This window comes from Pseudotenacibaculum haliotis (genome assembly GCF_042684245.1).
Lineage (GTDB): Bacteria > Bacteroidota > Bacteroidia > Flavobacteriales > Flavobacteriaceae > Polaribacter > Polaribacter haliotis_A.
In genome coordinates this window covers 225,215-251,930 of sequence record NZ_JBHULH010000012.1, presented here as the reverse complement: position 1 = coordinate 251,930, position 26,716 = coordinate 225,215, and the positions used below count along the sequence as shown (strand labels likewise).

Sequence of the window (26,716 nt, the reverse complement as noted above, 5' to 3'; positions counted from 1 at the left end):
AAAAGTCCTCCCTTAAGGGAGGATTTAGGTGGGTGTTATTATTCTTTTTCTACATTTTTTTCTATCTTGGACTCACCAACTTAGTTACGTCCCCAATGTAACGCTTGTCTATTGTCATCTCGAGCACACGCGTGTCGCTGAAGCCTCAGCGTAAGCACAGTCGAGAGATCTAGGCTAAAAAATTGCATCTTAAATTTCTGGTTGGTTTTAGTATAAGCTAAACATTATAGCAATCACTTAACCTATTAGCAAAATTTTTGAATATGAAAATTGATAAGATTTATATAAAAAACTTTAGGTCTATAAAAAACACAACAGTAGATTTTGACAAGGATTTTAAAATATTAATTGGTAAAAATGAAGCTGGAAAATCTAATGTTTTAAATGCATTATCGTATTTAAACTCAGAGAAAAAATACGATCAAGATGATATAAGAGAGCCTCTACCTGAAGAAGAAGAAGTTGAAGAATCTACTATAGGCTTTAGATTTAAATTCAGTCAAAAAGGTAAAGAAGAAGTTTTCAATAAAATAGCAAAATACATCTACACAAAAAGTTTTCAAGAAAAAATAATTAAAGACTATTCTTCTAAAGAATACTTTATCAGAGACTTGTGTTCTCACATGAGTTCTGGAATTCACACTGTTGATTTAATTAATGAATCCAGAAAAACTCAATACTATTCTCTCCTTTTTAGTGATAAATGGTCATTTGTAGGAGATTGGGTAAAACTCAAGAAAGGTCAAAATTCACCATTTGGTGAGAAACCATTTAAAATTTTCAATAAGAAAGATATAAATACAGATTTATACGACAGATTTGAACCTATTACAGTTGAAGGTTTATATAGAATTATTGGACAAGAAGTAATTAATTATATTAAAGCTAATTTACCTGAAGTTTTATTCTGGTCTTATAAAGAAGAAAATTTATTACCCTCTTCTATCCCTATTGTAAACTTTACTTCTAACCCTGAGTCATACATTCCGCTAAAGAATATGTTCAATTTAGCTGGTATTGATAATATTTCTGAAAAAATTAGTGAAGCTCAAAACGGGAGATCAAATAGACTTGAAAATTTATTAAGTAGAGTAGCTAAAAAAACAACTGAACACTTTAAAGATATTTGGCCTGAGTATAAACAAATAAAATTCAGCTTATCTCCTAATGGAACAAATATTGAAGTAAGAATTCAAGAGAAAAACAAATTTCATTTAGATCAAAGAAGTGATGGATTTAAAAGGTTTATAACATTTCTATTATACATTTCTGCTACTGCACAAAGTGAATACTTATCTGATAAATTAATTTTAATTGACGAACCAGATTTAGGTCTACATCCTTCAGGTATTAGATTATTAAGAAACAGGCTAATTGAAATATCAAAATCAAATCAAATAATTGTGACTACTCACTCAATATTCATGATCGACAATGAAGACATAGATAGACATTACATTATTGAGAAGAAAAATGAAATAACTGAAACTATTTCACCAAATGACGATAACATTTTAACTGAAGAAGTTCTTTTTAGAGCTTTAGGATACTCAATATATGATACCTTAAAGAGTACTATAATCTTGTTTGAGGGCTGGAAAGACAAATTTCTTTTTAAAACAGCAATAGCTTCAACTCCTCAATCATATATTTATCTTAAAAAAGAATATGCTAAAATTGGCATTTCTCATTCAAAAGGAGTAAAACATATTAAAAACTTAACTCCATTTTTTGAGCTTGCTAATAGGAAATGCTTTATAATATCTGATAATGATACTCCTGCAATCGAAAAACAAAAAGAATTTAAAAAAGAAAAATTTTATGGGAGTTGGTTAAGATATAATGAAATAGACTCATCAAGAAAGGAAAAAACAGGTGAGGATTTTCTTAAACCCAATTATCTTGATAAAACCTGGGATAAAATAAAGTCTAGTCATAATATTCCTGATGAAATTATACTTAACCACTCATCTTCTAAAGGGGTTATTGATTCATTGAAAAAAGAATTAAGCTCAAAAAAAATTACTGCTATAAAAGATATAATTGACGATTTTAAAGATCAATTATTTGAAGGGCTGTCTAGAATAAATATAACTGATAATTATTATGAACTTCTAGTAAAACTATCTAAAATAATAAACTCTAAAGATTAAGTACCCCAAACGGATCCTCTAAACTGTGCATCGGTTCTGTAAACCATTTTGGATCATCTTCTGTCATATAAATATGATCTTCGTGATGTATCCCTAATTCTTATTAATCATTACGAGGAATCCCGAAGTTTCGGGACGACGAAGCTCGCCTGCCCTGCCAAGACGCAGGCTGGCGCGAGCAGGTAATCTCTTTAAACAGACTCCTTCTCACGCAAAAGCGTGATCGGAGTGACATTTATTTAGTGATTCCAAACGGGTCTTCCAAACTGTACATCGGCTCTGTAAACCACTTTGGCCCGTCTTCCGTCATATAAATATGATCTTCGTGTCGAATCCCAAATTGATCCGGTACACAGATCATCGGTTCGTTGCTAAAACACATCCCCGGCACTAAAACTGTATCATCATTTCGTACGATGTATGGCCATTCGTGAATGTCCAATCCAATGCCGTGTCCCGTTCTGTGTGGCAATCCCGGTAAGTCGTAATCCGCACTCAAACCATGAGACGCTAATACCTTTCGAGAAGCATTATCAACCGAAGCACAAGTCGCTCCCAATTGTGCCGCTTCAAAGGCTGCTAATTGCGTTTCTTTTTCAATATTCCAAATACGACGTTGCTCGTCTGAAGCTTCTCCATACACATAAGTTCTGGTGATGTCTGAAATATAGTCGTGCAACACACAACCCGTATCGATCAATACCACTTCGCCTTCTTCCAAGTCTTTGGGCTGTTTTACTCCGTGCGGGAACGAAGAATCGACTCCAAACAAAACAATACAGAAGTAAGAACCGGAAGGAATTCCATAACGAATATGTGCCTCGTTGATAAAATTGACTACTTCTTTGGCGGGAATTCCCGGGCGCAATATACGAGCGGCTGCTTTCTGCACTTCCAAAGTAATATTCATGGCATGTTGCATGATGGCAATCTCTGCTTTAGATTTGGTCATTCGGCAACCTGCTGTTACAGGTTTTCCGTCTTCTAGTTGAATGTTTGCATTGGCTTTTACAATTCCGTTTGTAATAAAAAACGGCGTGGCTTCGTCCATTAAAACCACTCCTTGCGTAATGCCTTTGTCGGCTAACAATTGATGAAACAATGCATACGGACTTTCGTGCTCGTGCCAGCAGTGTACTTCACCTTCAATCACCATAAAATCCAAGACTGTTCCTTTTTCAAAATGTGGAGCGATGTATTCCAAGCTTCCATCAGCATATAGCAAAGTCCCTACCATACGCTCACTGGCATTCCAACGCATTCCTGTAAAGTAGAACAAGTTGGTTCCGGCATGCAAATACAAGGCAGATTGTTGTTGTTCTTGTAAAAGCTGTGCTGCTTTTTCTATTCTCGCTTGGTATTCTTCTTTTTTGATGGGCTCAACCAAATGAGCTATGGGTTTGATAGCGTCCAATTCTGCCTGAGCAGTAGAACCTCCTATTCCGTATGTCATAATTATGCGTTTTGAATCAATGCTTCGATGTCTTCGATCTCTATAGGCATCGCAGCGGTTAAGTTGGTATTTCCTTCTTCGGTAATTAGATAATCGTTCTCTAAACGACAGCCAATCCCTTCTTCAGGAATGTAAATTCCGGGTTCGCAAGTAAAGACCATACCTGCTTCGATGGTTCTGGAATACAATCCTACATCGTGCACATCCAACCCGATATGGTGTGCGGTTCCGTGCATAAAGTATTTTTTATACAACGGCTTTTTCGGGTCTTGTTTGGCTACAGCATCTGCATCCAACAATCCCAAACCGATCAATTGTTCTTCTACCAATTTTGCCATTTGCTGCTCGTAATCGGCATGTCTAATTCCCGGTTTTAGTAATTTGCTTCCTTCTTTCAAACAATGCAACACAGCGCTGTATACTTCTTTTTGTCGGTCTGAGAAATGTCCGTTTACCGGAAAACAACGTGTGGTATCACTATTATAATTAGCATAGCATACTCCAAAATCTAACAGGATCATATCACCGTCATTGCATATGGCATCATTGGTATTGTAATGCAATGCACAAGCGTTTTTTCCTGAGGCTACAATGGGTTTGAACGCATGACGCGTTCCTCCTGATTTGACCAAGTTATAGGTGAGTTCTGCTTCCAATTCGTATTCTTTGATACCGGGTTTTACAGCTTTTAATACACGGTGAAAACTTTCTATACTGATATCCGCTGCTTTTTGGATCAGGTCTACTTCTGTTTTGGATTTGATCGGACGTAGATCACGAGTGATCTTGGCCGCACGATGATAGTCGTGCAAAGGATATTTTTGCTTGCACCATTGGATCATTCGGTCTTGTCGTGTTTCCTGATCTTTGGTGGTACGTTTCAAATGTTCGTTGTGACCTAAGTAGAATCCATCAGCTTCAAACGCCATGTATTGCAGTAGAGTTTCAAAATCATTGTCCCACTCTACACGATCGATTCCCGAGATTTCTGAGGCTTGCTCTTTGGTGAGTTTTTCTCCATCCCAAATCTTGATATGTTCGTTGGTTTCTTTTACAAACAGAATCTCGCGATTCTCTTCTTTGTAAGCATCAGGATACAATACCAAGATGGTTTCTTCCTGATCGATTCCACTTAAGTAAAAAAGGTCGTTATTCTGGGCAAATCCCATTACATCATCAGCATTCGTATGTTTTACATCATTGGAAGTTAAGATCGCAATGGTATTGGGTTTCATCTGAGCAATGAAGTTCTGACGATTTTTGATGAACAGTGCATTGGGAATTTGAGAATAACGCATATATAAAATTAGTTGTTTGTTTTCTGTTTTTACCTTGTCATCTCGAGCGGAGTCGAGAGATCTGTCTTATTATTAGAGACCTCTCGACTCCGCTCGAGGTGACATCTCTGTATTGAATTTTAAAACTTTCGATCCGGATGGTACGGCTGTAAATCTACCGATGCTTTTTGCTCAGAAATGATCTCCGTTACCAGCTTTCCTGTAGCCGGCCCCATACTCCATCCCATCATAGCATGACCTGTTGCCAAGATCAAATTCTTGCATTTAGATGATCTTCCAATGTATGGCAATCCGTCCGGTGTTAAAGGGCGCAATCCACATTGTGCATCGGATTTTTCCTCTTCGTTGATACTCAATCCTTGATAATATTCTTGCCCGGCTTTGGCAATGGCATTTACACGAACGGGATTGATCTTATGATTGATTCCACCGATCTCCATCGTTCCTGCAAAACGCGTATATCCGTCCATAGGTGTTACCGCTACTTTCGCCTCACACAAAATAGTTGGCAAAGTAATATTGGTTTCTCTCTCAACATTGATACGGTATCCTTTTCCGGCTTGCAATAGTATTTTAATGCCTAGTTTTTTTGATAGCAAAGAAGTCCAACTTCCTGCTGCCAATATAAACTCGTCGGCTTCCAACCTTCTTCTATCTGTAATGACTCTGCTAATAGCATCTCCTGAAACCTCAATATCTTTTACCTCTTCTTCTCCTAAGATCTGTACTCCTTTAGATTTTAAATAGGCTAACATATCCTTCATAAAATCTGCCGGTGTCATATGGGCATCAGAATGAAAATACACAGCTCCTTTTACATCCAAATTAGCTTTAGGTTCTAATTCTGCTACTTGCTTTGCAGATAGGCTTTCTACTTTTAGTCCTAACTCAATAGCCTTTTGTCCTACTTCCCATTCTTCTTCTCCTACTTTTTCATCTTTGTAAGCCATCAACAATCCTTTATGCTCATAGTGAAAATCGAAATCACCGGAGTCTTTCATCTCCTGATACAATTCTCTACTAAACACATTGATGTCTTTGATCACCGGAATAGACTCTGCTACTTTTCTTTTGTTTGCAGATCGTTTAAAGGCCAAAGACCATTTTAAAAAATCAGCATCCAAACGAGGCTTTACGTAAAAAGGACTGGCCGGATTCAACATCCATTTCAATCCTTTGGTAATGATTCCCGGTGCGGCTAACGATATGATATGGCTAGGGGTAATATACCCTGCATTGACATAAGAGGCTCCTTCTGAAAAATTGGATTTATCAATTACGGTTACTTTGTGCCCTTCCTTTTGAAGGTAGTAAGCTGTACTCAACCCTATAATTCCTCCTCCAATAATTACGCAATGTTTCATTCAATCAATTATTTAATGAACAATGATCATTTATCATTGATTATTGTTCACTGATCATTGTTTTATTCCCATTTAAAATTCCAGATCGGTTTGGCACCTAACAGATGCTCTACAAAGTAATTCCAACGCTTTTTGGTGAAATATTGACTGTGAATTCCTCTGTATCCGTGTCGCTGACTTGGTAAAATTAATAAATCGAAATCTTTATCTGCCTTGATCAATGCTTCTGCTAATTTAAAGGTTGCTGACGGGTTTACGTTATCGTCAATTCCTCCGTGCGTAAGCAATAATTTTCCTTTTAGGTTCTTAGCATTGGTAATGTTAGATACGTTCTCGTAGGTTTCGTCTACAGGCCACCCTTGGTACATCTCAGGCCACCATGCTTTCTCCATTCTAAAATCGTGATCGGCAGAACTCGCTACTCCTACTTTGTAGAAATCCGGGAATGCCAATAAGGCTCTTCCTGTGTCGAATCCTCCTGCTGAGTGTCCGAAGATCCCTACTCTGTTTCCATCAATCCACGAGTGTTTCTTTGCCAATTCTTTGATCGCTAAAACGTGATCTTGCAAATTGTTGCCCATGTTCTTGTACGAGTGATCGTGAAACTCTTTGGAACGTCCTGAAGTTCCCAATCCATCTACACGAACAACAATGAATCCTAATTCTGCCAACGATTGCTCGCTAAACACACCTCCAAACGATTTTGGAAAACGTTGTGTATGTGGTCCTGTATACGTAGCATCAATGATCGGGTAAGATTTGCTGGCATCAAAATTTGTAGGTTTCCAAAAGGCTCCGTAGATCGTTGTCTTTCCGTCTTTTGCAGTAGTACTGAAGGTTTCAGGTACTTGATATCCTCTGCTCTTTGCTTCTGAGATATCTGCTACGGTAAGATTGGCAATGATCTTTCCTGTTTTTGCTGAACGTAAGGCTGTTTTGTTTGCTATTTGTATGGTTGAATAGTTGTCTACAAAGTATTTTCCATCTTTAGAAAAGTTGATGATGTGGTGTACTTTTTCAGGAGTCAGTAATTTTACTTTTCCTTTAAAGTTTACTTTGTATAGCTGCTGATGATACGGATTGTTTCCTTCTTCTTTTCCGGAAGCTAAGAAATAAACCGTTTCGTTCTTTTCATCGATATATTGAATGGAGTTGATATAATAGTTTCCTTGTGTTAAAGCTGTAGTTACTCCGGAAGCAATATCAACCATATACAACTGACGCCATCCGCTTCTTTCAGATAAAAAGATCAATTTTCCTTTTTCTTCTAAACTTCTGTATTCGAAATTATCAATTCCTGTATCACTGGTTTCTTCTATCAAGGTACGCTCTGTTCCGTTATTCAGGTCTACTAATTTCACATATTGCTTTAAGTATCCTCTTTCTGCATAGCTTGCCAATAATTTCCCGGATGCTTCCATCCAATCGGTTCCTACAGAGTTGATGTGTGTAGCAGTTGGTAAATTACTTTTTAACTCTTTCTTCGTTTCTACATTAAAGAATACCGGAGTTATATGTACCATGTTTGTATCACCCGGAGAACCTCGGAAATAGGATAGTAATTTAGGTTTGTATAAGCTATCAATACTCCAATCCAATAAGTACATCTTCTCTGCATTACGAGTATCTACAATACTGGTCGAGATCCATTTAGAGTCTTCTGACCAATCTACATAAAAACGTCTGGGTCTTTCTCCATTTTCTCCTTCCATTTTGTCATACCAACCGTACCATGAAGCGTATTCATATCCTTTTTTCCCTTTGGAACTAAGTTGATACACTTCATTGGTCTCGGTTGACTTGATAAACAAGTTGTAACCCTTGGTATAGGCAATCCACTTTCCATCAGGAGATTTGCTCTCGTAGGGGCTACCGGATGTTACACCTTCTTTTTCTTGTTCTTTTATAGCATAGGTTTTGAGATTGACCTCAACATTTTTTCGACTTATATTGAAAGTTAAGTTTCCTTCTTTGGTTCTTTGGATATCTGACAGCAACAAACGAGAAGCATCTACTTTGTTTCCTAAAAACTTTTCGAGAGCCGTGGCTAATTTCTGATGATCGAAAAGTGCCGAAACTTTCTTTTTCTTGAAGTCGACTGTTTTGTAAGTCATACCTTCTTTGCTGTAATCTACAAACCAGATTCCTGAATTGTCTTCAAACCAGTAAGCATTGGTAAATAGGTTAAAGGCTGTTTTGTTATTGTAATTGTTATACAAAAAACTAACCGCGCTTTTATAATTCTCTTGTGTGACTTGTTGCGCATTGCTGCTGAAAATACTGCAAAAAGTAAACAATGCAGCTATGTATAATCTTTTCATAAGATGTGTTGTTTTGTCGTATCGTATATTCTGAATTCTAAAATTACCTCTCGACTCCGCTCGAGGTGACAATTTCAAAACATTTGAACTGACATGACTAATTTATATCACTTGGAATCCATGTGCATACGGATCATCTTCATCGTCTATGATGATGGTATTGTACCCGTATACTTTGGCCCATCCTTTTATACTTGGAACGATAGCTGGTTTGCCATCTAATTCTGTTTCTTCTTCTACACGTCCTACAAACGTGCTCCCAATAAAACTCTCGTGAATATATTCTTCACCCTTTTTCAATAAGCCTTTGGCATGTAACTGAGCCAATCTTGCTGATGTTCCTGTACCACAAGGCGATCTATCGATGGCTTTATCTCCGTAGAAGACCGCATTTCTTCCTGATGAATTTGGATCGATGGTATCACCTGTCCACAGCATATGGCTTACATCTCTGATGGTATCATTCTCAGGGTGGATGAACATATTTGGATATCGTTTATTGATTCGCTCTCTTACTACTTGCGAGTATTGTACGATCTTACTGGCTGTAAAATCCTGAACTCCTGAGAAGTTTTCTTGCGGATCTATAATTGCATAGTAATTTCCGCCATAAGCCACATCAAACGTCAATTCTCCCAGATCAGGGCAATGCACGGTCAATCCTTCTGCTGCTAAATAACTTTTTACATTGGTCAATCGTACCCAGTCTACTTTTTTTCCTGTTTGCTGATATTCGATCTCTACCAATCCTGCCGGGGCTTCCATTCTGATCTTCCCCGGAATTTTAGGCGTTACCAATCCTTCTTCAATGGCGATGGTGATGGTTCCTATGGTTCCATGTCCGCACATAGGTAAGCAACCTGAAGTTTCTATGAATAAGATTCCAAAATCATTTTCCGGATTGTGAGGTGGAAACAAAATCGATCCACTCATCATATCATGTCCTCTCGGTTCAAACATCAATCCTTTACGGATCCAATCGTATTCTTTTAAGAAATGTTGACGTTTCTCACTCATATTTGCCCCATCAAGGTTAGGGCCTCCTCCTGTTACCACTCTTACAGGGTTTCCACAGGTATGCGCATCGACACAAAAAAAGGTCTTTCTACTCATTCTTCGTTTTCTCTATATAATTATTGATTCTCGATTCCAGAATGGCTAGCGTCACAGTTCCTTGTTCTAAAATGATCTCGTGAAACTCTCTGATATCAAATTTGCTACCCAATTCCGATTCGGCTTTTTTTCTTAGTTCTCTGATCTTTAACTCTCCGATCTTATAAGACAATGCTTGTCCGGGCCACGAGATATATCGATCTGTTTCTGTATTCACCTCATGTAATGATAAGGCTGTATTGGAACTCATAAAATCTACCACTTGCTCACGTGTCCATCCTTTGGCATGAATTCCGGTATCTACCACCAATCTACAAGCTCTCCACATTTCATATGTTAACTTTCCAAAGTGCTCGTAAGGTGTCGTGTACATTCCCATTTCTTCTGCAAGAAATTCTGAATATAGACCCCAACCTTCTCCATAAGCAGAGAGATACAAGTCTTTTCTAAACTGTGGAATACTATCTCCCAACTCGTTGTTCAAAGATCCTTGTAAATGGTGACCTGGCACCGCCTCGTGTACTGTTAGAGAAGGCAGGGTATATAAAGTCCTGCTTGGTAGATCGTAGGTATTTACCCAGTAATATCCAGGGTTTGTACTGTTTTTTCCTGCCGGAATATATCTTCCTCCGGTATATTTGGGAGCAATGGCATCCGGTACTGGTGCCACTCCGTAAGGTTTTCTTGGCAATGTTTTAAAGAATCTTGGTAATTGTGCATCGGCACGTTTTGCCATATCTCTGGCAATCATCAACAGTTCTTTTGGTGTTTTGGCATAGAATTGTTCATCGGTACGCAAGAATTTCAAGAAGTCGGCAAAGCTTCCTTTAAAGTTCACTTCTTTGATGATCTTTTGCATTTCTGCTTTGATCCGTGCAACTTCTTTTAACCCAATTTGATGGATGTCTTCTGCCGTATATTTTGTACTTGTTGTGTAAAAGTTGATTCTGTTTTGATAGTATTCTTTCCCGTTGGGAGTCTCAGAAACTCCTAAATTGGTTCTTGTTTTTGGGAAATACTCGGTTTCAAAGAATATTTTGATCTTTTTAAATTGTGGTACAACATTCTTTTCAATCGCTTCCTTAGCCGCCTTCAATACAGAATCTTTTTGTGTTTGACTAAGGCTGCTTGGTAAGTTCTTAAATGGCGAATAGAAATAGCTGTCTTGGTAATTGGCTACAATATGATCATCATACGTAGATTCGTATCCTTTGAAGATCACTTTAGGTTGAGAAACTCCTTTATCTAAGCCTTCTCTTAAATTGACAAAATGCTGAGCTACAAATTCGGGAATTGCATTCAGCTTGTTTAAATAATTGACAGCTTGTTTGTAATTGCTTATCGATCTGATCTGGTAGTTCAAACTACTATGAAAACCGGAGTCAGAAAGTAGCGGGTTTAAGAATCGTTCAAATTCATAATAGTCGATCTTGTCTTGCAATACAAACTTGAGAAGTTCTGCCGAGATACGATCTGTTTCTTTTAAACTTTTGGTGTCCAATCCTGAAAGTTCATCTAAGATCGATTGTGCAAATTCTGCTTCTGATTTGTAATAGTCTCTCGTAAAAAGACCCAAAGGGTATGCCTTTCGGTCATACCCCTCGTGGTCTTGGTACTTATCAACCAACTTAATCAATTCTCTTGTAGAACTATTTTGATCATTATTGGTGCAACCAAGAATAAACGAGAATAAAATAATGACCAATAATGATCGCAAATAGTTCATAATATGTATTTTTAAATAGTTTCCTTGCTCAGTGCTCCATTAAGAGTTCTTGTAATGTTTAAAGGGTTTTCATTCTTTAATTCACTCGGTAACAAATCGTTTGGCCAATCTTGATAACTGAAAGGTCGTGCCCAACGTTTGATAGAACTCACACCTACTGCTGTAAAACGGCTGTCGGTTGAAGCAGGATACGGTCCTCCATGTACCATAGACGGACATACTTCTACTCCGGTAGGAACTCCATTGTAGATCAATCGACCTACTCGGTTTTGCAATGCTGCAATTACATCTTGATATTCGTTTGCTTCGCTGTTCTCTGCAATCAATGTTCCTGTTAATTGACCTTCTAATCCTTTGATGATGGTTTCTAATTGGGTAGCATCTTCACATTGCACGACCAAAGAGAATGGACCAAATACTTCTTGATGTAGTGTTGGGTTTTCTAAGAAAGTCTTTCCTTCTACCGTAGTAATTACTTGCCTTGCATAGTTGCTTTGTACATCACTCTCATAATCTGCAACGATGGTTACATCTGATTGAGAAAGTGCTTTGCTTTTATTTGCTTCATAAGCTCCCACAATATTTGGGTGCAACATTACTGAAGGCTGAATTTCTAAAATATCTTTTCCTAAATTCTGAGTAAATTCAGTTAATTCGTCGCTTTTTATTCCTAAGATCAACCCCGGGTTTGTACAAAATTGCCCTGTTCCCAAGGTGATAGATCCTGCATAGGTTTTTGCCAAAGCTTCACCTCTGTTTTGTATAGCTTCCGGTAAAATTACCACAGGGTTAATACTTCCCATTTCAGCAAACACAGGAATTGGTTCTTCTCTTTGTGCAGCTAGGTCTAATAAAGCTCTACCTCCACGGATACTACCTGTAAATCCTACAGCTTTTACTCCCGGATGCTTTACCAACTCAACTCCTACTTCAATTCCGCTACTGTTCAAATTAGAGAATACTCCGTTTGGCATTCCGGTTTTCTCTGCTGCTTTTACAATTGCAGATGCTACCAATTCTCCGGTTCCGGCATGCATTGGGTGTGATTTTACAATCACAGGACATCCTGCTGCCAACGCAGCTGCTGTATCTCCTCCTGCTGTTGAATATGCCAACGGGAAATTACTTGCTCCAAAGACAACTACAGGCCCTAAAGGAATTAGTAATTTTCTTACGTCCGGTTTTGGCATCGGCGTTCTATCCGGAATCGCTGTATCAATGGTTGCTTCAACCCAATCGCCTTCGGCAACTAAGTCTGCAAATGTTCTTAATTGAAATACGGTTCTTCCGCGTTCCCCCATGGCTCTTCCTTCCGGCAAACCGGTTTCTGAGCAGTAGGTTTGGATTAATTCTGTATCTAAAGCTAGGATCTCATCTGCAATGGCGTTTAAAAACGCTGCCTTTCTTTCTCCTGAAATGCTTCTGAATTCTGCGAATGCTTGTGATGCTAATGCCACAGCTTCATGAATTTCTTCTACTGAAGCTTCAGAATATACCTGCTCATTTTCTGTATTTGAAACAGGATTGAACGTTTTGAAAGTCTTGCTTCCGTTTGCTGATAATTGATTTCCTATATAATTTTTCCCAGTAATCATTCTTACTTATTTTAAAGTGTTTTTTTAAATACTTTGAAAGGCTTAACCTATTAAGTCCAGAACTTCAAGTCTTTCTTTTGCCAGAATGTATCGTGCATGGACATCATCAATTTGCTGTTGAGTTAATTTCTTACCAAAAGTACGAAGCCCACCAGCAATATCATTGTGATGAATTCCCATAGCAAGCTTAAGATACTCCATAAGCAATGGCTGTGCATCAAGGTACGATAATGAATTTAAAGCCTGAGAAATTTTGTTTGCCTCAGCCCATTCTCCATTTAAAACATACTCCTGCATCGTAACACTTGCTTTTGGGAAGATACAACCTACACCTGTAATCCCACCACTTGCTCCTGCGAGTCCTGCATGTACAGTGACCGTGTCTACTCCTGCCAAAATTTTTAAATCTTTGTTAGCTAACATCATCGTTTCAATGATTGAAACATCGATAGTTGATATTTTTAGTGCAGTTACATTAGGAAGAGTAGCAAGCTTTAGAAGAAGCTCAGTTGAGAGCGCATGATAACCGGCTGCATCAGGATTGTTATAAGGCATAATGGCTACGCCTACATCTTTTGCAGTTGCTTCAGAAAGTGCATAGTACTCATACATTTCTTTTTCAGAAGGAACTGCCTTAGTTTTTGGTGGCATGACCATGACTGTATCTACTCCAACTGTTGCAAGTCCTTCAACGATTTTAACAAGTTCTTCCTTAGTTTCTGCTGCCGCTCCGCTAATCAACGGGACATTGTATTCTTTAGACACCTCAGAAAGGGATTTAAGTAAAGAAAGACGCTGCTTGGTAGTGAGGTAGCTATTCTCACCCAGGGTTCCAGAACCGACAAGTCCGCACATTCTGCTTCCGCCCTTTCCTTGAGCTTTTAAAATACCTGCTGCTTGTTTTTGTGTTGCATCAAAGTCAATTTCAAGAGAGCCTGATTTTGACTCTTTCAACCATGTAAACACTGCTGGCATTACGCCATTCCATTGCATGCTCATTTTATTGTTTTTTTGAGATGGTAAAGTTATTTCGATATAGAGTGAATTCTTAGCTCTTTTTTATCCATCTGTAATAAAATATTATCCAAAAAATTTAATTTAACATAAATTAAGAGTAGTATTTGCATATATTAGCCACATGAAAGTATTACCATTTCAAATTCCAAAGCCTACAAATGATGCTTTGATCTATCAAGAAGATCATGAATATGTCTTCTACGACAAGCTACATCAGCACGAAGAAATTCAGCTGAGTTATATTGCTGAAGGGGAAGGAACTTTGGTGGTTGGTGATACGATTTCTAATTATAAGAAAGGGGATGTGTTGGCTTTTGATGGGAATCTACCTCATGTATTTAAAAGCGAGCCTAATCCGGAGAAAAAATCATTGATGCTCACTTTATTCTTTACTCGTGACAGTTTTGGTGATGAGTTCTTTGATCTGGAAGAGCTTTCGGAAATACAATCTTTCTTTACACGAATTGCTAATGGTTTTAAGGTTACTTCTAACAAAGCATCTTTAGAGGAAGCATTTACTTCTTTAAAAGGCAGTAGCAAATTGGAGCGCTTTGTTACCTTGCTTCGTATTCTGAAGTTGATCACAAAAGCGAAAAAGCAACCACTCTCTTCATTTGTATACAAAAAGAACTATTCTGCAAACGAAGGAAAACGCATGCGTGATGTAATGAATTACACCATGAATCATTTTGACGAGGCTATTACCTTAGATAAGATCGCCGAAGTGGCTTCTATGACCAAAAATGCATTTTGTAAATACTTTAAAAAACGTACCAACAAAACCTATGTACAGTTCTTAACGGAATTGCGTATTGAAAATGCTTGTAAGTTATTGCTGAACAAAAAAGAACTTCCTATATCTGAAGTAGCTTATCAATGTGGGTTTGGGAATTTATCGAACTTCAACAGGCAGTTCAAAGACATCAAAGGGAAAACGCCTTCGAGATATCGCAATATACTTTAAAGAGCATCAAACTCAGCTTTCATCTTTTTGGTAAAACCAGAGACAACCAAATCGTAGGAATGGTCAATAATTTCTTCTAAAAAAGTATCGGATACATCCTTGTTCATCTCAACCGTATTCCAATGCTTGGTACGCACATATCTGGCATCTGGTTTTCTTCCTTGTTGAAACCCACCTATAACTCCGTCATAAGACTCTCTGAGTTCTATGGTCCATTCGGGATCAAGCTTGAAGATGGCAATTTCCTTCCCTCTCTCCCATCGATCTAAAGGAACCATGGCAAACATCTTTCCTAACACTTTAAATACCAGAGTATCATTATCAAAAGGAAATTCTTCTGTGGTTGCTTTTTTGGAGATGCAATAAGTACGGAGTTGTTCGATATTCATAGCAGCAAGATAAAAATCTTTTTATCTTAAAAAAAACTACACAAATCCACATATATAATTGAAATACATAAATTTACACTTAAAAACCAACTAAGAAATGGAAGAGTTAATCAAAAGAGCTAGAATAATTTTGAACATACTTATTTTAAGCGGTTTAATTTTAGGTTGGTCAGCTTATAAAAAGCCTGCCAATGTTTATAAGAATGCTCAGAAAATATATGAGATCACTTCAGACTTAAGAAATCTAAAATCTCTAGAAAACACCAATCTATTTGTTCAAAATGCAAAAAATCAAATAAATAATGGGTTAAAACCATTCGAAAATACAACCATAGGACAAATCCTTGCAATTGAAAGAGATGAACCTAAAATGTTATTTAATTTCGAATCAAATAAAATAATCAAACCCAGCCAAGATTTTGCAGAAGCCTTACGTGATCATAATTTCTATTTAGCTAAAATCGAAGATTCTACTCTTCTAAAAAAAGGAGTTTCTGCAAGGCCTCAGATTTTCATTCAAGAAGACAGATTAGAATTACTTAACCAAATTAATATAATCAAGAGCCATTGGGAATCTACCAAACTAAAAACTAATGCTCCACTATCAAAAGTAAATGAAGATATTAAAACCTATATAGAGCTTCCTATCCTTAACGAGAGAGTAAATACTGATTTAGCAATAATTCTTATATCATATTTTATTATAGGGCCTTTATTAATGTTTTTAAGTATAGCAAAAGCCATGTCCAAGGTTTCAACCAAAATGACAGAAGGAATTTCATGGGTTTTTTTCCATCCTGGAAAGTTAGGATTTATATTAGGCACTATACAATTACTTATTCCTTTAACTTCTATTCTCTTCACAATAATTTTAGCTCGAATGAAACTGATTTACATCCTCCCTATTGGCATAATAGCTTTTATTTTAAGCTTCCTATGCATTAGAGAGGTTTTAAATGCTAGAAAGAAATTTTATATTAAAATAGAATAAAGCATCACTCCATCTAGAAAGGTTCTTGACCTGTGTTTCAAACCTATTATTTATTATTTTAATCAAAAAAGTACTGGCTTAGGTTTTGATTTTTTTCACAATCGTGTACACTAAAAACATTGAGATCACCAATCCAGCTATAAATAAGGAGTACTTAATAATTGATATCATTAAAAATCCTTCAATTTTTTTAGAAGACTCTCCAACTTGATTTGTAAAAAATAATCGATTCAGCTTTTCTGAATTATCTATCAAATAAAAAATCAACCAAGAGACAGCAGACAAAACACCTAATTTCAAGAAATTAGTCAAACTGGTATTTATTTCATCATTCATCTAACACAATTACTCAGGCTTGTACAATACCGGCTTACTTGGACTCGCATCGTTTTCTATAGCAGCCACCATCAAGTTTAAAAAATAGGTTCCGTCTTCTACAGAATTGGGAACAAAAATGAATTCGGTAATCGTAGCATCTAAACGTAGTTTACCTTCTGTGTCCCAAAAAGCATTGTGAGCGGATAATCTTCCTTCGTCTTTTTCTTTGTCTACGGAAGGCATATCAATCAGTAGATGTTTGATTCCTTTTTCTCTCAAATAAATAGCTGCTTCTTCTAACAAATAAGGCGGATTGGTATGTGAGTAGTTTGTATTTTTCTTATCGTCCAAATTGGGCAACGTACGGATTACAATGGCGTCTCGTTTTTTGTTTCCTAAAGCAAATTGCAGTTGTCTTTTGGTGATCACAAAATCGTCTTCTTGCTTTTCCGGCGGAATGGTAACTACCTCAGCCAAAAAGAAAAACTGATTTAGATATTTATTAATCGAATGTACAGTTTCGGTAATATGTCCGGCCGTTTCTGTATGCGTACAATGAGAGTGTGGATTGAAATGGATGTTGTTAAAATTCACATCACCACCTTCCTTTACGCAGCCCACCCAATCTTCTGAACGTACCGGAAAGATCTTAGGCGGATCTAAATACCAAGCGCTCACATTCTCTGTTCCATCTCTCAACGGAATAGAAATATCAATGGGCTTACTAAGATCTATAGAGTATTTTCTGGAGTTGTAGTGTATTTGTGCTATCAAGATAAGTTGAGTTTAAATAAATCAGAGGCAATTCCGTCTGACAAGAATTTGCCTTTTTGTGTTGTTCTGAGTTTTCCATCCTCAATATACAACAATTCTTCCTTTTGATGCTTCTCAGATTGTAGCATCAGGTATTCGAAATACGTTTCTCCAAAGTCGGTTTTTACTTTCTCTAAAGAAACGCCCCAAACGGTTCGTAAACCTGTCATAATATACTCATTATACCGATCTGTTGTAGACAAGGTTTCTCTTTCAATAGGCAATTTTCCTTCTTGAATTGCTTTGATGTATTTCGAATTGTTGTTAATGTTCCAACTTCTTTGAATCCCGTCAAATGAATGTGCTGAAGGCCCTATTCCTACATAGGGTTTTCCCAGCCAATAGGCTGAGTTGTTCTTACTGAAAAACTCTTCCTTTCCGAAATTAGACAGCTCATAATGAACAAAATCGGCTTTCTCCAATTCATCGATCAGTATATGAAATTGTTCTTGAGATTGCTCATCATCAACTTCTGAGATCACTCCTTTTTTAATAAAGGATTCTAAAGCTGTTTTAGGCTCTACGGTTAAGGCATAACTGGAAATATGCGGAACGCTAAAAGACAATGCTGTGTGAATATTTTCTCTCCAGGCATCATGTGACAAACCGGGAATTCCGTAGATCAAATCCACAGAAATATTCTCAAAATAGCGAGAGGCTATAGACAAGCATTCTTTTGCTTCTTTTGCATTGTGAGCACGATTCATCAATTTTAAATCTGCTTCATAAAAAGATTGAATTCCAATACTCAATCGGTTGACCTGTGATTTGGAAAGTTCGATGATCTTCTCTTTGTTTAAATCATCCGGATTGGCTTCTAAGGTAATCTCAGGTTCCTGAATTACTGTGTGATACTGGTATACTGATTTGATGATCTTATCGATCTCCTGCTGTGATAAGATACTTGGTGTACCTCCTCCAAAATATATGGTTTCAACGATGGCTCCATTCAATTCCTCTTTTCTTAGCTCAATCTCTTTTACCAAACAATCGACCAATTCATCTTTCTTTTTTAGTGAAGTAGAAAAATGAAAATCGCAATAATAACAGGCTTGCTTACAAAAAGGAATATGGATATAAATACCGGCCATTTTCAGTTATCAATTATCAATGATCAGTTAAGCCAATTTGTCTTGGTTTTGTTTTACAAACGCTGCCCAACCTGTGTAATTTTTGCCTCCTACTTTTTTTCCTGAATTGTAAAAATGACAAACGGCTGCTGCCAATCCATCTGTTGCATCTAAGTTTTTAGGGAGTTCTTTTAAGCCTAATAAGCTCTGTAGCATTTTGGCTACTTGCTCTTTGCTGGCATTTCCGTTTCCGGTAATGGCCATTTTTATTTTCTTAGGAGAATATTCTGTAATAGGAACTTCACGAGACAACCCCGCAGCCATAGCTACTCCTTGCGCTCTTCCTAACTTTAGCATAGATTGTACGTTCTTTCCAAAAAAGGGCGCTTCAATAGCGATCTCATCCGGGTGATAGGTATCGATCAACTCAACAGTACGTTCGAAAATCAATTTCAGTTTCAGGTAGTGATCGTCATATTTCTTCAAATGCAGTTCATTCAACTGCAAAAACTCCATCTTCTTCCCTTTGATCTTGATCAAACCAAACCCCATAATGGTAGTTCCCGGGTCAATTCCTAAAATGATTTTTTCTGTTTTCAGATGATTCTGTTTTGGTCATTTCGAATGCAATAAAGCAATCTTTATGTAAGATAAGATTACTTCGCTTTTTTACTCCTCGTAATGACGATTATTTCCTATTTTGCGAACAATGCTCGGCTCAACTTCATACAAATCTAATCAATTCTTGTGGCTTGCCTTCAAAGTATTGATAGTAATTGCCTGTATCTATTGTATTGTTCTATTTTTCCAATTGGATCAAGATTTAGATTTTCAAAGCTTTATCCATTTTATAAAAAACTCTGAGCTTTTTTCGCTTAAAAATATCGGGCTCTTATTTGTGTTCAGTTTTTTGAATTGGTTCTTTGAAATTAAAAAATGGCAGGTATTGGTTAAAAGCGTTCAGGGAGTTTCTTTCTTTGAAGCTGCCAAACAATCATTGAGCTCTCTTACATTTTCTTTGATCACTCCCAATCGTATTGGAGAATATGGTGCCAAAGCTTTGTACTACAAAAAAGAGCACCGCAAGAAAATTCTATTCTTAAATTTTGCAGGCAATTTTTATCAGCTATTGGTAACTCTTGTCTTAGGTTGCATAGGTATCCTATATCTTCCCAACTATTATGATCGACTTGACATATATACAGAATGGATCATTGTTGTTGTTCTGGCAATTCTAGTAGCGTTTGTTTTAGCAACGTTTCTAATCAAGAAGATAAAATGGCTGCAACGAGTTAAAGAGTTTTGGAAGCTTCAAAACAATCGATCAGTACTCCTATTAGCTTTTTTGCGTTATCTTGTTTTCTCGCATCAGTTCTATTTCCTCTTGATGATCTTTGAAGTTGACATTGCATATATAGATGCCATGGCATGTATTACCAGCATGTATTTAATTGCTTCTATAGTTCCTATGTTGTCTTTGTTTGATGTTGCTTTGAAAGGATCGGTAAGTGTTTTTGTTTTTAGCTGGTTGGGCTATGTGCAATTTGCTCCTATTTTAGCGACCGTTTCTTTGATGTGGATTCTTAACTTTGCTATACCTGCTCTTTTGGGGAGCTACTTTGTACTTACATTCAAACCTATCAAAGACGAATGATCTTACTGCTTTTCATAACAAGTATTTACCTGATATTGATTCTTTCTTTCGTCTACGGATTCAATAAGATCAAAAATTTTGAAAGTAATGTAAATTCCAGTAATGAAAGATTCTCTGTGATCATTCCTTTTCGAAATGAAGGACAAAACCTCCCTATACTTTTACAATCTTTAAAAGAACTTTCATATTCCAGAGATCATTTTGAATGTCTTTTTGTGGATGATGATTCTTCGGATGATTCTGTAAAGATTATTCATCAGGAATTGCAAAATGATGCTATTCAATATCAAATCATCAACAATCAAAGAACCTCTCTTTCTCCAAAGAAAGATGCAATACTTGCAGCCATCAACAAAGCATCATACGACTGGGTCATTACCACAGATGCAGATTGTAGCGTCTCGCAAAATTGGCTAAAGACTTTTTCCGGATTCATTCAAAGCAAAGAACCTAAAATGATAGCAGGACCGGTAAGCTATCTAAGCAGAACAGGTTCTTTTTTAGAAAGCTTTCAATTGTTGGATTTTTTGAGTCTGCAAGGTTCTACTGTAGGAGGTTTTGGCATTGGAAAGCCCTTTTTGTGTAATGGGGCCAACTTGGCTTATCGAAAGGATGTTTTTCATGAGCTCAATGGTTTTGATGGAAACTCCAATATTGCAAGTGGCGACGACATCTTCTTATTCGAAAAGTTTTTGAAAAAATATCCTGATCAGGTTCAGTTTTTGAAATCCAAATCGGCCATCGTTACTACTTTTCCTTTGTTGTCTTGGAAACGTGTCATTCATCAAAGAATTCGTTGGGCAGCCAAGTCGAGTTCTTATCAGTTAAGTTTTGGAAAATTTGTAGGTGTTATGGTCTTTTTAACCAACCTCATCTTTTCACTTTCTTTGCTTGCGCTTTTGTGGTCTGATAGAAACTCTCTTTTTTACGCCATTATTTTAGTTTCGAAATTTCTTGTGGATTTCCTATTGATCAAAAGAACAGCAGTCTTTTATCAATCAGAGAAAAAGAAGATAAGGGGTTACTTTTTAGGCAGTTTACTATATCCTTTCTTTAGCGTTTATATTGTAATAAAAACACTTACAAGCAATTATCACTGGAAAGGCAGAGATTTTAAAAAATAGCTAGCTGAACAGTCTTTCTATTAGGCTTTCTGCATAAAACCACAAGATCAATACAATAAACAAGAGTATGACCAACATGATTCCTCTTCTAGGATTGGATCGCTTTCTCTTTCCGAACTTTCTTTGAAACTCCATAGGTTAGTTTTAAGGGTACTAAGATAAAAATTTAACGTTTATTAAGTAATCTGTCGTGTTATGTAGCAAAAATCATTCCGACTCATCAGAAAATCGAAATCCCGTATGAAATATATCACATTCCTATTATTCCCATTGCTTTTCTTTTCAACACAACCAGAGACTACAGACAAACCTTTTGTGATTGTTCAATTATTTACTTCTCAAGGATGTAGTAGTTGTCCGCCTGCTGATGCTTTGGTTGGAAAGATCAAAGAAGAATACAAGGATCAAAATGTTTTTGTGATGTCGTATCACGTAGATTACTGGGATCGTTTAGGATGGAAAGACCCATTTAGCAAAAGAGAATTCACTGAGATTCAGTACAGATATGCCGATCAATTTAGAGAAAGACAAGTGTACACTCCACAAATTGTAGTAAATGGAAAAGAGCATTTTGTAGGTTCTGATGGTTCTCGATTGAGACGCAAGATTAAAAACTACTTAAAAAAAGATGCTCAAAACAACATAGCACTCTCCACGCAAAAAGATGCGAAAGGAAATCTTTTGGTCAATTATAATATTTCAGGTGAGCTTAAAGGAAAGAAGTTGAAACTAGCTTTGGTTCTGAATAAACACACAACTCAAATTAAAAGAGGTGAAAATAGAAATCGAACCTTGACAAATAGTAATGTTGTGCTTAATGAGCTTGTTCTTGAATTGGGAAATAAAAAGAGCGGATCGCTTACCATTCCTTCTTCAACTTTAAAAGAAAAAGGAGCAATTTCTATTATTGGGTTTGTACAAAATGAGGATTTGGAAATTACGGGAGCCAACCAAACGGCTATCTAAATCTTAATGGCTCGCAACATTTAACTACGTTGAATATCGCTCGCCACTTTTGTGGCTCGCAACATTTCTCTTTTACCTGGTGGCCCGGGTAATCTTTCTACTTGAAAGCCTACAGCTTGCATGGCTCTACGAACAGAGCCTTTGGCTGAATAGGTAACTAAAACTCCATTTACTTTCAATGCTTTGTACATGATCGCAAAGATCTCTTCTGTCCAAAGATCCGGTTGTACGCGAGCACCAAATGCATCAAAATACACCAAGTCGTGCGCATTGGCTTCTTTGAGTTCATGAAAGAAACATTTTCTTTTTTCTAGGTGGAAATTCGCAGTTATCTCATGCATAGCTTCCCACTCTACAGAATGAATTTTCACAAAAGCATCAGAAAACTTTTCGGCTTTCAGTTCTGAAACATAGTTCAACTGATTCACCTCCTCTATCGCTACAGGATAGGCTTCTACTCCTGTGTATTGAATTTTCAACTCTTTTTTTTGAGTCTCTAAAAAAGTAATGAATGCGTTGAGTCCGGTTCCGAATCCAACTTCAAGAATGGAAATTTCCGTTTTTGGAACAGCATCCAATCCATGCCTGATAAACACGTGATAAGCCTCCTGAATGGCTCCGTGCTTAGAATGGTATTGCTCGTTCCAATCCGGTAAATGAATGGTTGTAGAACCATCCGATGTTATGATAATTTCTCGCTTCAATCTAGCGTATCAATAATTTTCTAATTCTAGGAATGGGTCCTATACAAGTTGTTTGATGACATGCAATACAGCTATTGATCACTTCGTTAAACTCTAACTTTAACGAATCTTTCGGCGTCTCAAAAATGTCTCTAAGGTTGTTAAGATACAGGTCTGAATACTGTCGAAATTGCGAAGTTCTATCCGAAGGATCTGTCAGCGTAGCTGTATGAATTTTCAAATATTCTTCAGGGAAATTTTCAGGAGTTTCTCCATTTAAAATTTGCTGTTTGATCTTTGCATTCTCTTCATACATTCGATTCATCAAAGCAGCCATTTCAGATGGTTGATATACCATTGGCTCTTTTGACACTTTCTCTTTTTTACATGAAGAGAAAAACACCAAAAGAACTCCTGTAATAAGAAGCTTTTTCATTATTGCTTCATCAACACCCCGTTAGCTTCAAATGCCAATTCTAATTTTGGCTCTGTAATTTTTGCGATCTCTTCTTCGCTTTTTCCGGCATCTTCTGCATAATGCTTCAACTCATCAACAGAAACCTCTTTTACAAATGCTTTTCCTTCTACGATTACTTCTCTTCCTTTTGAATCTAAAGGCATAAAGAATCCATAATCTTTAAAACGCACCATGATGGTTTCGTCTGTGTCTCCTGCAGGAAGTTTCATCCAACATCCTTTCTTAGAGCATACTTCATTAATTTTAGAAGCAAACTTAATGTTAAGCGTGTCTCCTGCTTTTAATGTTTGGTACTTTGCATAGGCATCTGCAGCTGATAAGTAGTCTGCATCTGTAATCTTGTCTCCAAAAGAGTCATAGGCTACAGCTACCGTTTCTTTTTCTTTGTTTTTTTTCTCCTCTTTGTTTGTTTTACAAGCAACAGTTGTTGCCAATAAAACAGCTAATAATACTAGCTTTTTCATTCTTTTAATTGATTTTTATAACAAAACAAAGATAGTTGTTTAGATTAAAAAAGCCTGTAAGGTTTTCTTAAAAAAGCGAACAAAATGTTGTACATTTGCACCCTCTTCACAAAGAATCTAATGATGGTAAAAGACATTCAAATTACTCCTGCAAAAACTTCTAAAATTCACGACGTAGATTTTAACAACTTGCAATTCGGGCGTGTCTTTACAGATCATATGTTTGAGTGTGATTTTAAGGACGGAAAATGGTCTAATCCTAAGATCGTTCCTTATGCTCCTCTTACCATGGAACCTTCTGCAAGAGTTTTCCATTATGGGCAAGCTGTTTTTGAAGGAATGAAGGCTTATAGAGATGACAATGATGAGCTTTTCTTATTTAGACCGGATGAGAACTATGCCAGAATTAACAAATCTGCAGCTAGACTTGCCATTCCTGAATTTCCGGAAGATTTTTTCTTTGAAGGACTAAAGCAACTGATCTTACTAGATAAAGATTGGGTAAAAAAAGGATGGGGAAATTCATTATATATTCGTCCGTTTGTAATTGCAACAGAAGGAGCTATTGCTGCTTCTCCTGCTGAAGAGTATAAATTCATGATCATCTTATCTCCTGCACAAGCATATTACAGTCAGGAAGTACGAGTATTGTTTGCTGAGAAATTTAGTAGATCTGCAGACGGTGGTGTAGGTTATGCTAAGGCTGCCGGAAACTATGCAGCTCAGTTCTATCCTACAAGCTTAGCTCACGAAAGAGGATACCAACAGATTATTTGGACAGATGCCAGCACTCACGAATACTTAGAGGAAGCCGGAACTATGAATATCTTCTTTAGAGTTAACGATAAGTTGATCACAGCTCCTAACAATGATAGAATCTTAGATGGTGTAACTCGTAAATCTGTGATTCAGTTGGCGCAGGATGCCGGAGTAGATGTTGAAGTAAGAAGAGTTCCTGTAGCCGAGATCAAAGAAGCTGCAAGAAATGGTTCTTTAAAAGAGATCTTTGGAGCCGGAACTGCTGCGGTGATCAATCCTATTGCCGGATTTGAACATGCTGGTAGCACCTATGAGCTTCCTAAAATGGAAGATTCTTATGCTACTTTATTCAAAGAAAAGCTAATGAATATTCAGTATAACAAAGCTGAAGACCCTCACAATTGGAGATTTAAAATATCTTAATGAAACACTACTTACTTTTTCTGCTTTCCATTCTTCTCTTCTCATGTGATGAAAAGAAGTCGGAAACTGCAAAAAGTATTCAGTCTCCACAGTACATTACTGTTTTAGGAACTGCTCAAGATGGTGGATATCCACATATTGGATGTCAACGAGAATGTTGTACCAATTTTTACGAAGGAAGATCTCAAAAGCAAAAGGTTGTTTCTTTAGGGTTGATAGACAAAGAAGATCAAAAAAAATTCATCTTCGAGGCAACACCTGATATTTCTACGCAACTGGATGATCTAGAACGCAATCATCTACAAAAAGAAACTATTATTGATGGTGTTTTTCTTACCCATGCGCATATTGGTCATTACGCCGGACTCATGTATTTTGGAAGGGAGGCTTTAGGTAAAAAAGATATTCCTGTTTATGCCATGCCTAAAATGATAGAGTTCTTAACCAACAACGGGCCTTGGAGTCAGCTAATCGATCTTCAAAACATTGTTTTCAACGACCTGAAAAAAGACAGTACTATTCAAGTATCTGCTTCTTTAAAAGTAACTCCTTTTTTGGTGCCGCATAGAGATGAGTTTTCTGAAACGGTAGGCTATAAAATTGAAGGTAAGAACAAAACAGCGCTCTTTATTCCGGACATCAATAAATGGAATTTGTGGAAGAAGGATATCGTTGCAGAAGTTAAAAAGGTAGATTATGCCTTTTTGGATGCTACTTTTTTAAAGGATGGTGAGATTAACAGGCCTATGAGTGAAGTGCCTCATCCGTTTATTGAAGAAACCGTAACTTTGTTTCAAAACGAACCTACAGAGATAAAAAACAAGGTCATCTTTATTCATTTTAACCATACAAATCCTGCTTTACAACCCAATTCTAAAGAGCGTAAAGCTCTAGAAAAGTCAGGATTTAAAGTGGCTAGTGAAGGAGACCTGTATGCTCTCTAAAAAATCAATTGCATGATCAACTCCAAAATTACCTCTACCGAACAGCTAAGAGAAATCTATGGTTTTCCAAAAGGTAGAGCAGAAAAGAAAGTGCTGAGCACACTTGAAAAACACTCAAAAAACTTTATTGCTAACTCTCCTTTCTTATTGCTTTCTTCCATCAGTAAAGAAGGGAAAATGGATGTTTCTCCTCGAGGTGGAAATTCAGGTTTTGTAAAAGTTGTAGATAACAACACATTGATCATTCCTGATGCCAAAGGAAACAATCGAGTAGATAGTTTGACCAATATTGTAGAAACCGGTCATGTGGGATTGATCTTTTTAATTCCGGGGATTGATGAAACTTTACGAATCAACGGAACTGCACACATCACCACAGAAGAAAGTATTTTAGCTCTGTTTAAAGACGAAGACAAGCAACCTATCACCTGTTTGGTAATTAACGCAGAAGAAATCTTTTTACACTGTGCCAAAGCTTTGATGCGTTCTCATTTATGGCAAGAGACTTATAAAATTGACCCTAAAGATTTTCCTACGATGGGAAGAATGTTAAAAGATCAATTGAATTCTTCTGAAACTCCGGAAACTCGTGAAGAAATGATCAAACGTTATCAAAAAGACCTCTAGGCGTAAATA

At 37.0% G+C, this 26,716-nt stretch carries 25 protein-coding genes; 9 read left to right on the top strand and 16 right to left on the bottom strand.

Annotated elements, in window-relative coordinates; all coding sequences use genetic code 11:
• Positions 1 to 263: 263 nt before the first annotated feature.
• Positions 264 to 2,153, top strand: a complete 1,890-nt coding sequence (locus ACFSRZ_RS15630) for an ATP-dependent nuclease (RefSeq protein WP_379667511.1) — start codon at positions 264 to 266, stop codon at positions 2,151 to 2,153.
• Between the two features lie 235 nt (positions 2,154 to 2,388).
• On the opposite strand, the gene ACFSRZ_RS15625 is transcribed toward ACFSRZ_RS15630, so the two are convergent.
• The 8 genes from ACFSRZ_RS15625 to ACFSRZ_RS15590 form a co-directional block, all read right to left on the bottom strand.
• Positions 2,389 to 3,606: a M24 family metallopeptidase gene (locus ACFSRZ_RS15625; protein ID WP_379667510.1), complete on the bottom strand. Its 1,218-nt coding sequence runs from the start codon at positions 3,604 to 3,606 to the stop codon at positions 2,389 to 2,391.
• A 2-nt stretch (positions 3,607 to 3,608) separates the two neighbouring features.
• On the bottom strand, positions 3,609 to 4,904 hold the full coding sequence (locus tag ACFSRZ_RS15620; RefSeq protein WP_379667509.1) for an aminopeptidase P N-terminal domain-containing protein: 1,296 nt from the start codon (positions 4,902 to 4,904) through the stop codon (positions 3,609 to 3,611).
• A gap of 119 nt (positions 4,905 to 5,023) precedes the next feature.
• Positions 5,024 to 6,268: an NAD(P)/FAD-dependent oxidoreductase gene (locus ACFSRZ_RS15615; RefSeq protein ID WP_379667508.1), complete on the bottom strand. Its 1,245-nt coding sequence runs from the start codon at positions 6,266 to 6,268 to the stop codon at positions 5,024 to 5,026.
• Positions 6,269 to 6,330: 62 nt separating this feature from the next.
• Positions 6,331 to 8,589 (bottom strand): S9 family peptidase, encoded by a 2,259-nt coding sequence (locus tag ACFSRZ_RS15610; RefSeq protein ID WP_379667507.1) that lies wholly within the window; start codon positions 8,587 to 8,589, stop codon positions 6,331 to 6,333.
• Between the two features lie 102 nt (positions 8,590 to 8,691).
• On the bottom strand, positions 8,692 to 9,702 hold the full coding sequence (locus ACFSRZ_RS15605) for a 4-hydroxyproline epimerase (protein WP_379667506.1): 1,011 nt from the start codon (positions 9,700 to 9,702) through the stop codon (positions 8,692 to 8,694).
• Entirely contained in the window at positions 9,695 to 11,428 is a 1,734-nt protein-coding gene (locus ACFSRZ_RS15600; protein WP_379667505.1) for a DUF885 domain-containing protein, read from the bottom strand. The genes ACFSRZ_RS15605 and ACFSRZ_RS15600 overlap by 8 nt, the downstream gene beginning before the upstream one ends.
• Positions 11,429 to 11,439: 11 nt before the next feature.
• Positions 11,440 to 13,023, bottom strand: a complete 1,584-nt coding sequence (locus tag ACFSRZ_RS15595) for an aldehyde dehydrogenase (NADP(+)) (RefSeq protein WP_379667504.1) — start codon at positions 13,021 to 13,023, stop codon at positions 11,440 to 11,442.
• Between the two features lie 42 nt (positions 13,024 to 13,065).
• Complete coding sequence (locus ACFSRZ_RS15590) at positions 13,066 to 14,022, bottom strand: dihydrodipicolinate synthase family protein (protein ID WP_379667503.1); 957 nt, start codon at positions 14,020 to 14,022, stop codon at positions 13,066 to 13,068.
• Positions 14,023 to 14,161: 139 nt separating this feature from the next.
• On the opposite strand from ACFSRZ_RS15590, the gene ACFSRZ_RS15585 reads away from it, so the two are divergent.
• A complete protein-coding gene (locus ACFSRZ_RS15585; protein ID WP_379667502.1) occupies positions 14,162 to 15,004 on the top strand; it encodes an AraC family transcriptional regulator in 843 nt (280 codons plus the stop codon).
• Here ACFSRZ_RS15585 and ACFSRZ_RS15580 read toward each other — a convergent pair.
• Positions 15,001 to 15,393, bottom strand: a complete 393-nt coding sequence (locus ACFSRZ_RS15580; RefSeq protein ID WP_379667501.1) for an MmcQ/YjbR family DNA-binding protein — start codon at positions 15,391 to 15,393, stop codon at positions 15,001 to 15,003. The two genes, ACFSRZ_RS15585 and ACFSRZ_RS15580, sit on opposite strands and share 4 nt — an antisense overlap.
• A 97-nt stretch (positions 15,394 to 15,490) precedes the next feature.
• Here ACFSRZ_RS15580 and ACFSRZ_RS15575 point away from each other — a divergent pair, with 97 nt between their 5' ends.
• Positions 15,491 to 16,384: a hypothetical protein gene (locus ACFSRZ_RS15575; RefSeq protein ID WP_379667500.1), complete on the top strand. Its 894-nt coding sequence runs from the start codon at positions 15,491 to 15,493 to the stop codon at positions 16,382 to 16,384.
• Between the two features lie 345 nt (positions 16,385 to 16,729).
• Here ACFSRZ_RS15575 and ACFSRZ_RS15570 read toward each other — a convergent pair whose 3' ends face one another.
• The 3 genes from ACFSRZ_RS15570 to ruvC are packed head-to-tail and all read right to left on the bottom strand — an operon-like array spanning position 16,730 to position 19,185.
• Complete coding sequence (locus ACFSRZ_RS15570; protein WP_379667499.1) at positions 16,730 to 17,476, bottom strand: cyclase family protein; 747 nt, start codon at positions 17,474 to 17,476, stop codon at positions 16,730 to 16,732.
• On the bottom strand, positions 17,473 to 18,606 hold the full coding sequence (gene hemW, locus ACFSRZ_RS15565) for a radical SAM family heme chaperone HemW (RefSeq protein ID WP_379667498.1): 1,134 nt from the start codon (positions 18,604 to 18,606) through the stop codon (positions 17,473 to 17,475). The genes ACFSRZ_RS15570 and hemW overlap by 4 nt, the downstream gene beginning before the upstream one ends.
• 27 nt (positions 18,607 to 18,633) lie before the next feature.
• Positions 18,634 to 19,185: a crossover junction endodeoxyribonuclease RuvC gene (gene ruvC / locus ACFSRZ_RS15560; RefSeq protein WP_379667695.1), complete on the bottom strand. Its 552-nt coding sequence runs from the start codon at positions 19,183 to 19,185 to the stop codon at positions 18,634 to 18,636.
• A gap of 346 nt (positions 19,186 to 19,531) precedes the next feature.
• Here ruvC and ACFSRZ_RS15555 point away from each other — a divergent pair, with 346 nt between their 5' ends.
• The gene (locus ACFSRZ_RS15555) at positions 19,532 to 20,239 is read left to right on the top strand and encodes a hypothetical protein (protein WP_379667497.1); all 708 of its coding nucleotides are present in this window, start codon (positions 19,532 to 19,534) and stop codon (positions 20,237 to 20,239) included.
• Positions 20,236 to 21,363, top strand: a complete 1,128-nt coding sequence (locus ACFSRZ_RS15550) for a glycosyltransferase (RefSeq protein WP_379667496.1) — start codon at positions 20,236 to 20,238, stop codon at positions 21,361 to 21,363. Before ACFSRZ_RS15555 ends, ACFSRZ_RS15550 begins: the two co-directional genes overlap by 4 nt.
• On the opposite strand, the gene ACFSRZ_RS15545 is transcribed toward ACFSRZ_RS15550, so the two are convergent.
• The gene (locus ACFSRZ_RS15545; protein ID WP_379667495.1) at positions 21,364 to 21,498 is read right to left on the bottom strand and encodes a hypothetical protein; all 135 of its coding nucleotides are present in this window, start codon (positions 21,496 to 21,498) and stop codon (positions 21,364 to 21,366) included. It abuts the gene before it with no gap.
• Positions 21,499 to 21,603: 105 nt separating this feature from the next.
• On the opposite strand from ACFSRZ_RS15545, the gene ACFSRZ_RS15540 reads away from it, so the two are divergent.
• The gene (locus ACFSRZ_RS15540; protein WP_379667494.1) at positions 21,604 to 22,329 is read left to right on the top strand and encodes a DUF1223 domain-containing protein; all 726 of its coding nucleotides are present in this window, start codon (positions 21,604 to 21,606) and stop codon (positions 22,327 to 22,329) included.
• 20 nt (positions 22,330 to 22,349) lie between these two features.
• Here ACFSRZ_RS15540 and mnmD read toward each other — a convergent pair whose 3' ends face one another.
• From mnmD to ACFSRZ_RS15525, 3 genes are read right to left on the bottom strand one after another with little or no spacing between them, the layout of a single operon-like run.
• Positions 22,350 to 23,033, bottom strand: coding sequence for a tRNA (5-methylaminomethyl-2-thiouridine)(34)-methyltransferase MnmD (gene mnmD, locus ACFSRZ_RS15535; protein WP_379667493.1), 684 nt, complete (start codon positions 23,031 to 23,033; stop codon positions 22,350 to 22,352).
• 1 nt (position 23,034) lies between these two features.
• A complete protein-coding gene (locus ACFSRZ_RS15530) occupies positions 23,035 to 23,448 on the bottom strand; it encodes a hypothetical protein (RefSeq protein ID WP_379667492.1) in 414 nt (137 codons plus the stop codon).
• Complete coding sequence (locus ACFSRZ_RS15525; protein WP_379667491.1) at positions 23,448 to 23,954, bottom strand: DUF4920 domain-containing protein; 507 nt, start codon at positions 23,952 to 23,954, stop codon at positions 23,448 to 23,450. The genes ACFSRZ_RS15530 and ACFSRZ_RS15525 overlap by 1 nt, the downstream gene beginning before the upstream one ends.
• 120 nt (positions 23,955 to 24,074) lie before the next feature.
• Here ACFSRZ_RS15525 and ACFSRZ_RS15520 point away from each other — a divergent pair, with 120 nt between their 5' ends.
• The 3 genes from ACFSRZ_RS15520 to ACFSRZ_RS15510 are packed head-to-tail and all read left to right on the top strand — an operon-like array spanning position 24,075 to position 26,707.
• Positions 24,075 to 25,136, top strand: coding sequence for a branched-chain amino acid aminotransferase (locus ACFSRZ_RS15520; RefSeq protein WP_379667490.1), 1,062 nt, complete (start codon positions 24,075 to 24,077; stop codon positions 25,134 to 25,136).
• Positions 25,136 to 26,080, top strand: coding sequence for an MBL fold metallo-hydrolase (locus tag ACFSRZ_RS15515; RefSeq protein ID WP_379667489.1), 945 nt, complete (start codon positions 25,136 to 25,138; stop codon positions 26,078 to 26,080). The genes ACFSRZ_RS15520 and ACFSRZ_RS15515 overlap by 1 nt, the downstream gene beginning before the upstream one ends.
• Positions 26,081 to 26,092: 12 nt before the next feature.
• Positions 26,093 to 26,707, top strand: coding sequence for a pyridoxamine 5'-phosphate oxidase family protein (locus ACFSRZ_RS15510; protein ID WP_379667488.1), 615 nt, complete (start codon positions 26,093 to 26,095; stop codon positions 26,705 to 26,707).
• Positions 26,708 to 26,716 lie beyond the last annotated feature (9 nt).

Coding starts and splice junctions, on each gene's coding strand:
- ACFSRZ_RS15630 (WP_379667511.1), top strand. CDS start 264: ATGAAAATTGATAAGATTTATATAAAAAACTTTAGGTCTATAAAAAAC.
- ACFSRZ_RS15625 (WP_379667510.1), bottom strand. CDS start 3,606: ATGACATACGGAATAGGAGGTTCTACTGCTCAGGCAGAATTGGACGCT.
- ACFSRZ_RS15620 (WP_379667509.1), bottom strand. CDS start 4,904: ATGCGTTATTCTCAAATTCCCAATGCACTGTTCATCAAAAATCGTCAG.
- ACFSRZ_RS15615 (WP_379667508.1), bottom strand. CDS start 6,268: ATGAAACATTGCGTAATTATTGGAGGAGGAATTATAGGGTTGAGTACA.
- ACFSRZ_RS15610 (WP_379667507.1), bottom strand. CDS start 8,589: ATGAAAAGATTATACATAGCTGCATTGTTTACTTTTTGCAGTATTTTC.
- ACFSRZ_RS15605 (WP_379667506.1), bottom strand. CDS start 9,702: ATGAGTAGAAAGACCTTTTTTTGTGTCGATGCGCATACCTGTGGAAAC.
- ACFSRZ_RS15600 (WP_379667505.1), bottom strand. CDS start 11,428: ATGAACTATTTGCGATCATTATTGGTCATTATTTTATTCTCGTTTATT.
- ACFSRZ_RS15595 (WP_379667504.1), bottom strand. CDS start 13,023: ATGATTACTGGGAAAAATTATATAGGAAATCAATTATCAGCAAACGGA.
- ACFSRZ_RS15590 (WP_379667503.1), bottom strand. CDS start 14,022: ATGAGCATGCAATGGAATGGCGTAATGCCAGCAGTGTTTACATGGTTG.
- ACFSRZ_RS15585 (WP_379667502.1), top strand. CDS start 14,162: ATGAAAGTATTACCATTTCAAATTCCAAAGCCTACAAATGATGCTTTG.
- ACFSRZ_RS15580 (WP_379667501.1), bottom strand. CDS start 15,393: ATGAATATCGAACAACTCCGTACTTATTGCATCTCCAAAAAAGCAACC.
- ACFSRZ_RS15575 (WP_379667500.1), top strand. CDS start 15,491: ATGGAAGAGTTAATCAAAAGAGCTAGAATAATTTTGAACATACTTATT.
- hemW (WP_379667498.1), bottom strand. CDS start 18,606: ATGGCCGGTATTTATATCCATATTCCTTTTTGTAAGCAAGCCTGTTAT.
- ACFSRZ_RS15550 (WP_379667496.1), top strand. CDS start 20,236: ATGATCTTACTGCTTTTCATAACAAGTATTTACCTGATATTGATTCTT.
- ACFSRZ_RS15545 (WP_379667495.1), bottom strand. CDS start 21,498: ATGGAGTTTCAAAGAAAGTTCGGAAAGAGAAAGCGATCCAATCCTAGA.
- ACFSRZ_RS15540 (WP_379667494.1), top strand. CDS start 21,604: ATGAAATATATCACATTCCTATTATTCCCATTGCTTTTCTTTTCAACA.
- ACFSRZ_RS15530 (WP_379667492.1), bottom strand. CDS start 23,448: ATGAAAAAGCTTCTTATTACAGGAGTTCTTTTGGTGTTTTTCTCTTCA.
- ACFSRZ_RS15525 (WP_379667491.1), bottom strand. CDS start 23,954: ATGAAAAAGCTAGTATTATTAGCTGTTTTATTGGCAACAACTGTTGCT.
- ACFSRZ_RS15520 (WP_379667490.1), top strand. CDS start 24,075: ATGATGGTAAAAGACATTCAAATTACTCCTGCAAAAACTTCTAAAATT.
- ACFSRZ_RS15515 (WP_379667489.1), top strand. CDS start 25,136: ATGAAACACTACTTACTTTTTCTGCTTTCCATTCTTCTCTTCTCATGT.
- ACFSRZ_RS15510 (WP_379667488.1), top strand. CDS start 26,093: ATGATCAACTCCAAAATTACCTCTACCGAACAGCTAAGAGAAATCTAT.